We start from the raw sequence: 14,007 nt of genomic DNA on the forward strand, positions 1-14,007 counted from the left end.
GAGACGACCGCGAATCGCATCGACGATGCGGCAGATGGCCTCGGCCCTCAGGTGGGTGGGTACCTCAACCGCACGCGCTCGTACCTCGGCCTCCCTCAGCCCCCGTTCACGAGTCATCGGCGAGAAAACACGAACACATCGCGATATTCACCATCGATGCCGTGGCGACGGCTGTGAGGCAGCTTTACCACTGTGAGGGCGAACCCGGCATGCTCTGCATAACCGAACAGGTCTGCACCCCAGTCCCACGTCACAAGTGACCGCCCGTCTCCGACGGGGTTGCCATGGAACTGGGGTTCCAAGAGGTGGACCACGTGTCCGTCCCGCTCCACGGCTCGGGGCCGCGAACACTGGATGTCCGGATTCCACGGGAACGTCGCGAGGTGGACACCTCCGGGAGCCAGCACCCGGTGGATCTCGGACAGGACGCGCGCGGGGTCCATCACATGCTCCATGACGTCCTGAGTCAGCACGACGTCCAGAGTTTTGTCGTCGAAGGACAGCGACTGCAGGTCCTCACACCGAACACCATCCACGACTCGGCCCGGCTCCACGCCGTCAAGGAATTGAGAGCACGAGTACCCGGCAGCAGCTCTCCTCAGCGCCTTGGAGAGACCGCGGTTGCTGGGAGACGACTCGTGGATGCGCAGCTGTCGCCAGTGGGGCCGAATGCGCTGGAGGACATGGGCCACGCAACGCTCGCGCGGAATCGAGCGACATCTGACACAAATCAGTTCGTCCCTCGCCCAGGATCCACGCTCGATGTAACCGGTTCGGGGAGACCGGCCCAGTCCGCAAACGAAGCATTCGCCGGGGAACGCGAGCAGTCGCCGGCTGCTGGTACCCGTCAGACCGCCCATGAGGTGCTCTCGAAGTTCGGCCCTTTCCGCTTCCACAGAGCAATGATGTGGCACGGTGAGCGTGGATCGCGGCAACGCGGGCAATTGAGCGCGTCCCACCGCCGGAGATGCGCGATCTGGTGAGCTTTCGGGACCGGCAGTCACGATCTGGGCCCTCAGGCGTACACGCCCCGTCGGTGAGCCAGGTACCGCGCACAGGTGGGGTGACGCTCCGCTCCCCGACTGCCCCTCGTTCACGCCAGCGTCGAGCGCTCTGCTCGGCCCCGTCGCCAGCCACACGCCCCTGCACAATCCCGGACGTCGGGCACGGAGGCACGCGAACGCGACGGACCTCTAGTGGTTCAAGAGGACGCCTGGCGCGAGCTTCCCCATCGTGCTCGAAGCCCGAACGCGGTGGGCGACCTCGGACACGAAGTGCGGGACGAAGCGGCACAGTAGGCGGCCAGCGTTGAGACTTCTCGGACGGCGTGGTCTCAGGAGTCTCCGTCCGAGGCCAGGGATCTCCCGACCGACGCGCAGCTTGGGCAATACCACCACCTCACGCCGGTATCGCCGCCAATTACGGCAGAAGGCCGGAGGTGGCCGGGACGAACGTCTGGACCCACGAGCTCGAGAGCGCCACCGACAACGGCACCACGACCAGCAGCACGGCCATCCGGACCGCCGGCCGGCGCAGCAGCGACACCAGGGCCAGCGCGAACGGGAAGGCGAGCATCAGGTACCGCAGCGGCGAGCTGCTGATCACCGAGACGGACATCAGGTACGCCGGGTAGACCAGCAGCCACACCCGCAGCGTCGTCGGCGTACCGGGCGGCAGGAAGCGGAGCGCCAACCACACTCCGAGTCCGAGGCCGCAGAGCAGGATCGCCCCCAGCCACGGCGTCTCGAGCCCGGCGACCAGGAACGTCGCCGGGCTCCCCTCGGCTCGAAAGCTGCGCATCGCCTCGAAGTAGACCAACGGACGCGCGGTGATCAGGCCCACGGTCACGGGCCACAGGAAGGTCGCGGCCCCCGCCGTCGCCACCACGGCAGCCGGAGTCACCAGCTCGTGCCGGCTCGCTCCCTCTCGGTACCGCGCCACGAGATGGGCCAGCGCTACGACCGCGAGCGGGGCCGCGAGGGGCCGGGTGAGCCCGACCAGCACGACGGCCACGGCGAAGAGCCGGTAGTGCCGCTCGTCCAGAGAACGCAGCGCCACGACCAGGAGCAGCATCGCGAGCCCCTCGGTGTAGCCCATCTGCAGTACGGGGAACGTGGGCCAGGCCGCCAGCCCGACCAGCAGTGCCACCGGACCGGCCGGTCCGAACCGCTCACTCATCCAGTTACCCGCCAGGAGGAACCCGAGAGCAGCCAAGGCCAGGCTCAGCACGGGGGCCACGACCAGCACCTCGTCGCGTCCTCCACCGCTGACCAGCCGCACCAGCAGCGGGTAGAGCGGGTAGAACGCGAAACGCTGGAGGTCGGTGACGGGCATCCCGGGCGTGGCCGCGGGGTACCCGCTGGTGGCGAGGGTCAGGAAGTGGTCGCCGTCCCAGTTGAGCCGGCCGTTGGGCCAGGCGCCGTCGATGCGCGCGAACGAGACGGCAGCGACGGCCTGGAGCGCCAGGAAGACGCCGAGGGAGAGCCCGATCCCCGGGCGGGGCGTCAGCCAGCGGCGGGCGCGCGACGGCGCCCGGCCAGGTGTGGGGGTCGGTGCGACCCGCGTGCGCGCATCGCGCATCCCGGGATGCGGGCGGTCGAGGAGTCGCGTCGACGCCTCGAAATGCCACACACCCCGGTCATGGATATGACCGGTCCTCAAGGCAACCCCTGCCGTTGCCCCCGCCCCTGCGACGAGTTACGTCAGACGGTAGGACCGTGGCGGCATCCGGACTACATGTTCAGCGAGAAGTCGGGACCAGCGAGGCCTCTGAGGCCAGTGAGGCGTCCGAGCACGACGGAGCCGGTAGGTCGCACACGGCGACCCACCGGCTCAGCGGGCGTCAGGCGGGCTGACGGCGCTCGTCAGTAGCGGTAGTGCTCCGGCTTGTACGGGCCGGCGACGTCGACGCCGAGGTACTCGGCCTGCTCCTTGGTGAGCTCGGTGAGCTCGACCCCGAGGGCCTCCAGGTGCAGCTCGGCGACCTTCTCGTCGAGGTGCTTCGGGAGGGTCTTGACCTGCGGCTTGCCGTCCTCGGTGAAGTACTCGTCGGTCTTCCCGAACAGCTCGATCTGGGCGATCGTCTGGTTGGAGAACGAGTTCGACATCACGAAGCTGGGGTGGCCGGTGGCGTTGCCCAGGTTCATCAGGCGGCCTTCGGACAGGACGATGATGGAGTCACCGTCCTCGAAGGTCCACTCGTGCACCTGCGGCTTGATCTCCTGCTTCTGGATGCCGGGGACCTTCGCGAGGCCGGCCATGTCGATCTCGTTGTCGAAGTGGCCGATGTTGGCGAGGATCGCCTTGTTCTTCATCTGCTGCATGTGGTCGGCGGTGACGACGTTGAAGCAGCCGGTGGAGGTGACGATGATGTCGGCCTTGTCGACGACGCTCTCGAGCTTCGCGACCTGGTAGCCGTCCATCGCGGCCTGCAGCGCGCAGATCGGGTCGATCTCGGTGACGATGACGCGGGCGCCCTGGCCGCGCAGCGACTCGGCGCAGCCCTTGCCCACGTCGCCGTAGCCGGCCACGACCGCGACCTTGCCGCCGATGAGGACGTCGGTGGCGCGGTTGAGACCGTCGATGAGCGAGTGGCGGCAGCCGTACTTGTTGTCGAACTTGCTCTTGGTGACCGAGTCGTTGACGTTGATCGCCGGGAAGAGCAGCTCGCCGGCCTCGGCCAGCTGGTAGAGGCGGTGCACGCCGGTGGTGGTCTCCTCGGTGACGCCCTTGATCTCGGCGGCGACCTTGGTCCACTTCTGCGGGTCCTGGCTCATGGTGCGCCGGACCAGCGCCTTGAAGACGCCGAACTCCTCGGTGTCGTCCTCGGTGGTGGGGGGCACCTGGCCGGCGGCCTCCCACTCCTTGCCCTTGTGCACGAGCATCGTGGCGTCGCCGCCGTCGTCGAGGATCATGTTGGCCTGGGCGCCGCCCGGCCAGGTGAGGATCTGCTCGGTGCAGTCCCAGTACTCCTCGAGGGTCTCGCCCTTCCAGGCGAAGACCGGCACGCCCTGGGGGTCCTCGGGGGTGCCGTTCGGGCCCACGACGATGGCCGCGGCGGCCTCGTCCTGGGTGGAGTAGATGTTGCAGGAGGCCCAGCGGACCTCGGCACCGAGCGCGGTGAGCGTCTCGATGAGGACGGCGGTCTGCACGGTCATGTGCAGCGACCCGGCGATGCGGGCGCCCTTGAGGGGCTGGCTGGCGCCGAACTCGGCGCGCAGCGACATCAGGCCGGGCATCTCGTGCTCGGCGAGGCGGATCTGGTGGCGACCGGACTCGGCGAGGCCGAGGTCGCGGACCTTGTGGTCAACGGACATGCGTGAGCTCCTTGGAGATCGTGCGATCGAGTTGACCGGCGTTGCCCATCTGGGCCGCGTGATGCGAGGGTCATCGCCCAGGCCGGTGTGCGCCCACCAGAATACCGGAGGGGCGGGGCCCGGGGCGAACTCGCGGCCGCGGGTGTCGAGGCTCGCTCAGCCGCGGGAGGCGTCCTCGATGGCCGACTCGCGCGCCGCGACCTCCGGGCCCGGGCCGTCGACACTGGGGCTGCCGGGGGCGGTGTCGACGTCGGGTTCGAGGAAGATGACCAGGCGCAGGTCGGGCGCGGCGGCACGAGCGGCCCGCTCGGCCTCGTTGATCGACGCGACCACCTCGGCCGCGCTGTCGGTCTCGCCCACGGCCAGCTTGGCCGCGACCAGCACCTCGTCGGGGCCCAGGTGCATGGTGCGGCTGTTGATGACGCGGTCGACCCCCTCGGGCGACTGGAGCGCCTCGAGGATCTTCTGGCGCACCGGCAAGGACGCGGCCTCCCCCACCAGCAGCGAGCCCATCTCGACCGCGAGGAAGGCCGCCAGCACGACCAGCAGCACGCCGATGGCGCCGGAGCCGAGACCGTCGAAGATCGGGTTCGCCGTGACCAGCGTGAGGCCGACGCCGGCGAGGGCGAAGGTCAGGCCGATGATGGCGCCGAAGTCCTCGAGCAGCACCACGGGCAGCTCGGGCGACTTGGTGGTGCGGATGAAGCGCAGCCACGAGCGGCCGCGGCGGATGCGGTTCGACTCGCGCACCGCGGTGCGCAGGCTGAACCCCTCGAGGACCATCGCCACCAGCAGGACCGCCAGCGGCACCCACCACCACTGCGAGGCGAACGGGTCGTAGCTGTCCTCGGCGAGCGACTCCTTGACCTTCTCGTACGCCTCGTAGAGGGCGAAGAGCCCACCGAGCACGAACAGCATGATCGCGACGAGGAACGAGTAGACGTAGCGCTGCTGCCCGAAGCCGAAAGGGTGCTCGAGGGTGGCCTCGCGGCTGGCGCGCTTGCTGCCCACCAGCAGCAGGACCTGGTTGCCGGTGTCCGCGAAGGAGTGGATGGCCTCGGCCAGCATCGACGAGAAGCCCGTGAGCAGGAACGCGATGAACTTGGTGATGGCGACGCCGAGGTTGGCCAGCAGGGCCGCGAGGACCGCCGCCTTGCCACCGGAGTGGCCGGCGCCCTGCTGCTCGTCCTGTGCCGTGTCGCTCGCCATGGGCCGATCCTAGGGACCGGGGCGTGGGTTAGCGTCGGGGGATGCCGAGCACGCGCGGAACCCTCGACTGGACCCTGGCCGCCGACCACCCCGAGCTGCTCGCGCCGCCGGTCGCGCAGGCCGTGGCGAGCATCCCCGGGGCGCTCGTCACCACCATCGACCCGACGCTGGCCGACACGGCCGCGCTGTGCGAGGCCTACGACGTCGACCTCGGCGCCAGCGCCAACTGCGTGGTGGTGGCGGCCAAGCGGGCCGGGGTGACCACCTACGCCGCCGTGATGGTGCTGGCCACGCACCGCGCCGACATCAACGGCGTGGTGCGCAAGCATCTGGGGGCACGCAAGATCTCGTTCGCACCGCACGACGAGGCCGTGGGCCTGACCGGGATGGAGTTCGGGGGCATCACGCCGATCGGCCTGCCCGACGACTGGCCGGTGCTGGTCGACGACGCCGTGGTGGCGGCCGGCGAGGTGGTGGTGGGCAGCGGCATCCGCGGCTCGAAGGTGCTCTGCACCGGCGCCGACCTGCTGACCCTGCCCGGCGCCGAGCAGCTCACGCTGGCGGCACCCGCCGGCTGACGCCGGACGTCCGGGCTCGCCGTCGAGCGACCGGGAGGTGGTCACGGTCGTTGCCTCGGTCGGGCCTCAGAACGGGGGTGGGTCGGTGGCCGGCGCGCGGGAACGGCGGCGATGCGCGGCCATCCGGCGTTCGAGCTCGGGGGTGACGACGCAGCGGCGCGCGACGGCACGGGCGAGCTCGTGCTGCTCGAGCCGGTGCTCGAGGGCGGTCTCCAGGGCGCTCCACTCGGGGCGGGAGGTCGGTGCCGGCCGGGGCGCGGGGGCCGCCGGGCGGTCGGCACCCAGGACGAGGGTCTCGAGCGCGTCGAGGGGCTCGGTGGTGCGGATGCGGCCGGTGGGGTCGGTCCACCGAGCGGTGCCGTCGGGGGCGAGCCGCACGCTCCACCCGGGTGACTGCTTGATGCGGTGATGACGGCGGCAGAGGGTGAGGAGGTTGCGTGCAGCCGTGGGACCGGACGGCCAGGGCCGCACGTGGTCGAGGTCGCAGAAGCGCGCCGCCACCGCACACCCGGGGAAGCGACAGCGCCCGTCGCGGGCCCGGACGAAGGCGGCGAGCGCGCGGCCGGGCCGGTAGGCGCCCCCGGTGAGGTCACCGGTGGCGTCGAGGCGGGCGCCGGTGGTGGGGTGGCAGGCGACCGGCGCGGCGGCGGGGTCGACGTGGGAGGCCAGCCAGCCGCGGGCGACGAGCATCGGCTCGGACGGGCGCGCGCCCTGCACCAGCACGAGGTCATCGGCGGTGCCGCCGGCCGGCGGCTCCGCGACCACCGGCGTACCGGACGGGACGGCGAGGACCACCCGGACGTCGACCGTGGCGTTCGCGCAGACCAGGTCGGTGAGGGCCTGGCCGCGGGCCTGCTCGACGGTGGTGCACCGGCCGTCGCGCACGTAGTCGTGGGCGAGGCGGTCGACGGCCGCCCACGCCGCGGCGGACTGCTCGGACGGGAAGGTGCCCATCCAGGTGTCGACGCCCGGCTCGCTCGCCCATCGCCGCAGGCCGGTGGCGGCGCGGGCGCGAACGGCCCGCTGCCGCAGCAGGTCGGGGCTGACCCGGGCCAGGATGCGGCGCGTGCGGCGGCGCAGCGCTGCGGCGTCGGCGGCGACGAGGTGCGGCTCGAGGGCGGCGACCACGGCCTCGGCGACCCCGGCGGGTGCTGTTTCGAGCTCGAACGCCACGACCCCGGCTCGGTAGGCGTCGAGCCGGCCGTCGGCCATCGCCGTGTGCAGGCCGTCGAGTCCGGTGGCCTGCACCGGGCCGCGGTCGTCGACCTCGGCGGGCTCGGCCCCGGCCGCCAGCCGCACCGCTGCCAGCAGGTGGCGCTCGGCCTGGGCGTGGGAGCAGCCGAGGACAGGGGCGGCGAGGTCGGCGGCGTCGAGGGCGACCCGGCCCGGGGCGTGCGCCTGCTCGCCGAGGGTGCCGTCGTCGGCCCAAACCTGCTCGCGGCGCGCGACCTGCACCAGAGCGGCGTCCTGAGCCGCGGCGAGGGAGTTGGAGAGGGTCTGACAGGTGCCCACGAGCGCGAGCCACTCGTCACGGGAGCGGGTGCCGGGCCCCCTGGAGACGGAGGCGACGAGGGCCTGCACGGCCTGCTCGGCGGCCGTGACGACGGCGGCCCCGGAGCCCGCCGCTGTGGTCGTGCTGGTCATCGACTCCCCCTCCCCTCACGCTCGATCCTACCCGAGCCGGGGGCTGCCGACAACTCTCCACAGGCTCGTGAAGCGTTGCGGGACAGCGATTTTCGAACTAATATGTGGGGGGATCGAAGCCCGTCACGAGGGGTCGGCCGAGCCGTACCCGACGTGACCTGCCGGGCCGGGTGGGGTCACGAGGTGCGGTCGCGCAGGTCGGTGACGTGCCGCGAGACCGACGGGTCGAGGCCCAGCCCGAGCGCGAGGTAGGTGGCCGCGAAGTCGGTGGTGCCGATGAGCGACGCCAGCCGCTCGACCGGATGCCCCTCGCGGGCCCGGTGCTCGAGGACGACCGCCCCGGCCTCGCGAGCGGACGCCAGCACCGCCTCGACCAGGTGGCTGCCGGCGGCGTCGATGCCCGGGTCGCGCAGGGCGACCAGCCCCAGCCGCGGCACCTCGGGGCCGTCGAGGTAGGGGTCGGCGAAGATGTCGCGGCCGTCCTCGCGGTGGTCGCCCATCCCGCTGCCGAAGGGGCCGTCGAGGGTCGCGACCACCGTGGAGGCGGCATCCGGCAGCACCCCGTGGGTGGCCGGGACGCGGGCGGTGAGCGAGAGCATCTGGGCCAGCCGGCAGGCGGCCACGCCCGAGAGCGCGCCGTCGCCCAGCACCATCGGCACCGTGGCGTCGAGCCCCGTGGCCAGCATCTTGGCCGGGTTGACGAAGGACTCGGACGACGGGCGGCACTCCTCGGCCACGGCGTCGAGGACGTCGGCGACCTTCTCGAGCACCACGGCCGGGGCGTCGGCGATGCCGAGGACGTCGGCGGCCAGCAGCACGGGGGTCAGCAGCGACCACAGGGCCGTGCGCGACGACGGCGCCGGCAGCGCGACCTCGACGTGGATGCCGCGGGCCCGGGCGGCGACGTCGGCCAGCGGCGAGCCGGCCGCCCCGACGGTGAGCAGCGAGGCGCCGCGCCGGGCGGCCTCGGCCGCGAGCGCGAGCGGGCCCGCGGCGCGGCCCGACTGCGAGACGGCGATGACGAGGTCGAGCGGCCCGACCCATCCGGGCAGGGGCGCGTCGTGGCGGACGGTGACGGGTACCGGCGAGCCGGCCTCGGCCAGCACCCCCAGGACGTCGCCGACCACCGCCGAGCCACCGAGGGCGGCGACCACGACGGCGCGCGGCCGCTCCCCGCCTGCGACGCGGCCGATGCCGGCGTCGTCGGCCGCCACCAGCCCCCGGCGCACCTGGGCGCCGGCGCCCGCGAGCGCCCGCAGGCTGCCGCGCGAGTCGAGCGCGGCGATGCGGTCGAGGTCGTCCATCCGGCGTTCGTCGACCCACGGCATGGGCCCACCTCCAGGGGTCGGGGCCCGGCGGTGCCGGGCGGGGTCAGGCCGGGCGACGCGCCTCGTCGACGAGGAGGACGGGGACGCCCTCGTCGTAGCGGTAGGCGAGACCGCAGGTGCTCGAGGTGCACACGAGCTCGGGCCCGGTGGGGCCGGTGTCGTCGCGCAGCTCGCTGCGGCACGCGGGGCACCGGAGGATCTCGCGCAGCCACGGCTCGAGGGGCGAGGCGGGCGCGGCGGGCTGGCTCATGAGGTCCTCTCGGGCGGGGCGCGAGCGGCGGGCTCGGGCGGGGCGGTCGACGCGCCCCGATCCTCGCACACGGGGTGGACGACCGGGGAGACCTCCCCGGCCGTTCGTGTTGTAAGGGACCAGATCGGTCCTTAGGGTCGGTGGGGGGAGACGCGGACGGAAGGGCTGATGGCGGTGAGGCTGGAGATCCTCGGCCGGGTGCACCTCCGTACCCCCCGCGGCCCCGTCGCCCTCACCGAGCTCGAGCACGGCCTGCTCGCGCTGGCCGCCCTGCGCGGCCAGGTGGGCGTCGACTCCCTCGCCGAGTGGCTGTGGGACAACGACCCGCCCAGCTCGGTGCGCAACCGGGTGCAGTCGCTGGTCTCCGGCATCCGGCGCAAGGTCGGCGACGCGGGGGCGGTCGTCGTCACCGACGGGCGCGGCTACCGGCTGGCCGACACGCTCGAGGTCGACCTCGACGGCTGGACCGAGGAGGTCGCCCGCGCCCGGGCCGAGCGCGCCGCCCGGCCCGGGGTCGCGCTGGCGCACTACGACGGCGCCCTGGCGGTCTTCGGCCACGACCCGTTGCAGGGGGCGCCCCGCAGCGCGGCCGTCGAGGTCGAGCGCGGGCGGCTGCTCCAGGAGCGGCTCTCGGTGCTCGAGGAGCGACACGAGGCCGCCCTGCGCGCGGGGGCCCACGAGGGGCTGGTCGCCGAGCTCGACGCGCTGGCGGCGCGGCATCCGTACCACGAGGGGTTCGTGGCGCTGTACATGCTGGCGCTGGCCGAGGGGGGCCGGCAGAAGCGGGCGCTCCAGGTGTTCCAGGACGCGCGCGAGCGGCTCGACACCGAGCTCGGGGTGCGGCCGTCGGAGCAGCTGCAGGAGGCCCAGCGGCTGGTGCTCGAGCGGCGCTCGGCGGTCCAGCCCTCCGCGGCGGGGTCCCCCTCCCCCGCGGTGCTGGCCCTCCCGGTGCCGCGCATCCTCCCCCGCCGGCCGGCGTCGTTCGTCGGGCGCGAGGCCGAGCTCGCGGCGGTGGCCGAGGCCGCCCGTGGGGTCGAGCACGACGCGGTGCTGGTGGCGCTCACCGGCCTGCCGGGCTCCGGCAAGTCGGCGCTGGCGCTCGAGGCCGGGCACCGGCTGCGCGAGGCCTTCCCCGACGGCACGCTGCACCACGACGGTGCCAACAGCCCCGCCGGCGTCGCGGTCGACCGGGTCATCAGCGCGTTCCTGCCGCTGCTCGGCATCCATCCCGAGGCCGTGCCGGCCGACCCGATGGCGCGGGCCGGGCTCTACCGCTCGCTGCTCGACGGGCGGCGCGTGCTGGTGGTCCTCGACAACGTGGCGTGCACGACCCCGCACGACGACAGCAGCACCTGCGGGCTCGCCGACCTGCTGCCCACCGCGGCCGGGTCGATGGGGATGGTCACCTCGCGGCGTGCGATGAGCGGCCTGGCGGTGACGCACCGGGTGCGGGTGCACAGCCTCCCCGAGGAGCCCGCCCACCGGTTGCTCGAGGCCCTGGTCGGCCGCGAGCGGGTGGCCGAGGAGCCGGAGGCCGCCGCCGACGTGCTGCGACTGACGGGCCGCATCCCGCTGGCCCTGCGCCTGGTGGCCGGCCGGCTGGCCCAGCGCCCCGACCTGCGCCTGGACGACCTCGTCGACCGGCTCGGGCCCGCCGGGCCGGGCCTCGGCACCGACGAGATCGCGGTGCTGCGCGACAGCCTCGACCAGCTGCTCGAGGGGCTCGGCGAGGACGCCCGCCGGGTGGTGGAGGCCGTGGCGCACCTGCCGGTCGACACCTTCAGCGGCTGGGTGGCCGGCGCGGTGCTGGGCGAGCGCGGCGCCGGCGAGGCCGCCCTCGACGCCATCGTGGAGGCCGGGCTGGTCGAGCCGGTGGTGCGCGAGGACCACGACACCCAGTTCCGCCTGCACGGGCTGGTGCGGGCCCACGTGGCGGCCCGGGCCCGCAGGGACCCGGGCGAGGGGGGCACCCCCGACCCCGCCAGCGCGGGCGAGGTCGCCGCCATCGCCGAGGCCGCGGTCGCGCGGGCCGAGGCCTTCCTGGTCGACCGCCCCTACCGCTTCGTGCCGGCCCCACCCCTGCCGGCGGCGGTGTCCGCGCTCGACCCCACGCCGCGCATCCGGCGCCGCTCACGGCACTTCTTCCGCACCGAGACACCGCTCTTCGTCGCCGCCGCCCGCGAGCTGGCCGGCACCCGGCCCGACCTGTCGTGGCGGCTCCTCGTCGACAGTGCGCTCGGCATCGACGCCTCCACCGACCTGCACGCGTGGTTCGAGGCCGAGAAGGAGGTGGCCGCGGCCCTGGTGGGTGCCGACGACGACAACCGCCTCGGCGCCGCGTACCTCACCCTCTGCCGCGCCTGGCTGCTGCAGGACCGTCGCTCGGCGTCGCGGGAGGCACGCGAGCTGGCCGAGTCCGCCCGGCCCCGCCTGCTGCTGCTGGGGGCGCACGCGGCGGCCGCGGCGGCGTCGCTGGTCAGCGCCTTCGCGTCGACGTCGCTGGGGCGGCGCGCCGAGGCCGAGTCGGCGGTCGTGACGGCCGAGGTCGCCATCGCCCGCACCGGCGACCTGCACCTGGCCGCCTGGGCCGCCATCGCCCGCGGCACGCTGCACAACGACTACGACGAGGTCCCCGAGGGCGCGCTGGAGTTCACCCGGGCCCGCGAGATCCTCAGCGCCTCGCCGCGCACCGTCGCCTACGCGCTGGCCACCCTCGAGCTGTCCCGGGCGCGGCGCCGCACCGGTGAGCTCGGGGCGGCCACGCTGCTGGTCGACGAGGCGCTCGAGCTGCTCGACGGCATCGGGGCGGTGCACATGTACTCGTACGCGCTCGACGCCCGCGCCGAGGTCAGCCTGGCGGCGGGTCGCATGCAGGACTCGCTCGACGAGGCCGGCCGCGCCCTGGAGCGCGCCACGGCGTCGCACGACGCGTTCCTGGCGGCCCGGGCCCGGCGCACCCGCGGGCGGGTGCTGCTCGCCCTGGGCCGGCACGAGGAGGCCGAGGGCGACTTCCGGCGGGCCATCGAGGAGTTCACCGCGCTCGACCGCCCCTTGAGCGCGGCGTTCGGCTTCCAGATGCTCGCGGCCAGCCTGGACGCCCGCGGCGAGACGGTGGGCGCCAGCGAGGCACTGCGCCTCGAGCAGGCCGCGCTGCGGCGGGCGCACGACACCCGCTCGGGCCCGCAGCGGCGCAGCCCCGGGCCCGCCTGACTCAGCCTCGGCGCACGAGGCCCAGCGCGGTGTCGCGCACCCGCGCCATCGTCGCGGCGTCCGCGGCCTCGACGTTGAGCCGCAGCAGGGGCTCGGTGTTGGAGGCGCGCAGGTTCAGCCACCACATCGGGTCGTCGTCGCCGTCGCCGCCTGCGTGGGTCAGGGTGAGGCCGTCGAGCCGGTCGACGGTGACGCCCTGCTCCTGCGCCCACGCCAGCACCCGCTCGGTGGCGGCCGGGGCGTCGGCCACGGTCGAGTTGACCTCGCCGGACGCGGCGTAGCGGCTGAGGTCGGCCATGACCTCGCTCAGCGGGGCACCCTGCTCGCCGAGCGCGGCCAGCACGTGCAGGGCGGCCAGCATCCCGGTGTCGGCGTACCAGAAGTCGCGGAAGTAGTAGTGGGCGCTGTGCTCGCCGCCGAACACGGCTCCGTGACGGGCCATCTCGCCCTTGATGAACGAGTGGCCGACGCGCGTGCGCACGGCGCGGGCCCCGGTGGCGGCGATGACCTCGGGCACCTGGGCCGAGGTGATGACGTTGTGCACGACCGCGACGTCGGCGGCATCGGCCCCGCCGGCGACCGCGCGGGCGACCTCCCGGCGGGCGATGAGGCCGGTGATGGCACTGGGGCTGACCGGCTCGCCGCGCTCGTCGACCACGAAGCAGCGGTCGGCGTCGCCGTCGAAGGCCAGCCCGAGGTCGGCGCCGTGGGCGCGCACCGCGGCCTGCAGGTCGCGCAGGTTGTCGGGCTCGAGCGGGTTGGCCTCGTGGTTCGGGAAGGTGCCGTCGAGCTCGAAGTAGAGCGGCTCGACGGTCAGGGGCAGGGCCGGCAGCCCGGCGCCGGTGCCGAGGACGGCCGGCACGGTGAAGCCCCCCATCCCGTTGCCGGCGTCGACCACGACCGTCAGGGGGCGGATGCCCGAGAGGTCGACGAGCCCGCGCAGGAAGGCGGCGTAGTCGGTGAGCAGGTCGCGCTCGTCGAGGGTGCCGGTGGGGCCGCCGGGATCGGCGACCTCGCCGTCGAGGATGCGCTCGGCCAGGACGCGCACGTCGGCCAGGCCGCTGTCCTCCCCCACCGGGCGGGCCCCGGCGCGGCAGAGCTTGATGCCGTTGTAGGCGGCCGGGTTGTGGCTGGCGGTGAACATCGCGCCCGGCCGGTCGAGCGAGCCACTGGCGTAGTAGAGCCCGTCGGTGCTGCACAGCCCGATGAGGGTGACGTCGCGCCCGCGGCTGCGCACGCCGTCGGAGAAGGCCTCGACCAGGGCCGGGCCCGACTCGCGCATGTCGTGCCCGATGACGCAGCCGGGCGCCTCGTCGGGGGCGAGGACGACCTCGGCGAAGGCGGCCCCGAGCGCGCGGGCGACCTCGGCGTCGAGCTGGTCGGGCACGGTGCCGCGGACGTCGTAGGCCTTGACGAGGGCGGCGAGGGAACGGTGGCTCACGTGCGGCGACGATAGTGGATGGGCGCGCGCG

At 73.9% G+C, this 14,007-nt stretch carries 10 protein-coding genes; 2 read left to right on the plus strand and 8 right to left on the minus strand.

Going from position 1 to position 14,007, the window contains the following annotated elements; all coding sequences use genetic code 11:
• Positions 1–113 precede the first annotated feature (113 nt).
• The 4 genes from ATL31_RS16445 to ATL31_RS10065 form a co-directional block, all read right to left on the minus strand.
• Positions 114–554, minus strand: a complete 441-nt coding sequence (locus ATL31_RS16445; protein ID WP_158239833.1) for a class I SAM-dependent methyltransferase — start codon at positions 552–554, stop codon at positions 114–116.
• A gap of 865 nt (positions 555–1,419) precedes the next feature.
• Positions 1,420–2,580, minus strand: coding sequence for a hypothetical protein (locus tag ATL31_RS10055; RefSeq protein WP_101395649.1), 1,161 nt, complete (start codon positions 2,578–2,580; stop codon positions 1,420–1,422).
• A gap of 284 nt (positions 2,581–2,864) precedes the next feature.
• Positions 2,865–4,316 carry an adenosylhomocysteinase gene (gene ahcY, locus ATL31_RS10060; protein ID WP_101395650.1) on the minus strand — a complete coding sequence of 484 codons (1,452 nt, stop codon included), beginning with the start codon at positions 4,314–4,316 and terminating at the stop codon, positions 2,865–2,867.
• A gap of 156 nt (positions 4,317–4,472) precedes the next feature.
• Positions 4,473–5,525: a cation diffusion facilitator family transporter gene (locus ATL31_RS10065; RefSeq protein ID WP_101395651.1), complete on the minus strand. Its 1,053-nt coding sequence runs from the start codon at positions 5,523–5,525 to the stop codon at positions 4,473–4,475.
• Between the two features lie 41 nt (positions 5,526–5,566).
• On the opposite strand from ATL31_RS10065, the gene ATL31_RS10070 reads away from it, so the two are divergent.
• The gene (locus ATL31_RS10070) at positions 5,567–6,103 is read left to right on the plus strand and encodes a YbaK/EbsC family protein (protein ID WP_101395652.1); all 537 of its coding nucleotides are present in this window, start codon (positions 5,567–5,569) and stop codon (positions 6,101–6,103) included.
• 66 nt (positions 6,104–6,169) lie between these two features.
• Here the strand turns inward: ATL31_RS10070 and ATL31_RS16450 are convergent, their stop codons facing one another.
• From ATL31_RS16450 to ATL31_RS10085, 3 genes are all read right to left on the minus strand, one after another.
• Entirely contained in the window at positions 6,170–7,747 is a 1,578-nt protein-coding gene (locus ATL31_RS16450; protein ID WP_158239834.1) for an HNH endonuclease signature motif containing protein, read from the minus strand.
• A gap of 176 nt (positions 7,748–7,923) precedes the next feature.
• On the minus strand, positions 7,924–9,075 hold the full coding sequence (locus ATL31_RS10080) for an SIS domain-containing protein (RefSeq protein ID WP_101395653.1): 1,152 nt from the start codon (positions 9,073–9,075) through the stop codon (positions 7,924–7,926).
• Positions 9,076–9,118: 43 nt separating this feature from the next.
• Entirely contained in the window at positions 9,119–9,325 is a 207-nt protein-coding gene (locus tag ATL31_RS10085) for a Trm112 family protein (RefSeq protein WP_055810997.1), read from the minus strand.
• A gap of 168 nt (positions 9,326–9,493) precedes the next feature.
• Between ATL31_RS10085 and ATL31_RS10090 the strand changes: the two genes are divergently transcribed.
• On the plus strand, positions 9,494–12,535 hold the full coding sequence (locus ATL31_RS10090; protein ID WP_101395654.1) for an AfsR/SARP family transcriptional regulator: 3,042 nt from the start codon (positions 9,494–9,496) through the stop codon (positions 12,533–12,535).
• Between the two features lies 1 nt (position 12,536).
• On the opposite strand, the gene ATL31_RS10095 is transcribed toward ATL31_RS10090, so the two are convergent.
• A complete protein-coding gene (locus tag ATL31_RS10095; protein WP_101395655.1) occupies positions 12,537–13,976 on the minus strand; it encodes a phosphomannomutase/phosphoglucomutase in 1,440 nt (479 codons plus the stop codon).
• Between the last annotated feature and the right edge of the window lie 31 nt (positions 13,977–14,007).

The organism is Phycicoccus duodecadis (genome assembly GCF_002846495.1).
In the GTDB taxonomy this organism is placed as follows: domain Bacteria; phylum Actinomycetota; class Actinomycetes; order Actinomycetales; family Dermatophilaceae; genus Phycicoccus; species Phycicoccus duodecadis.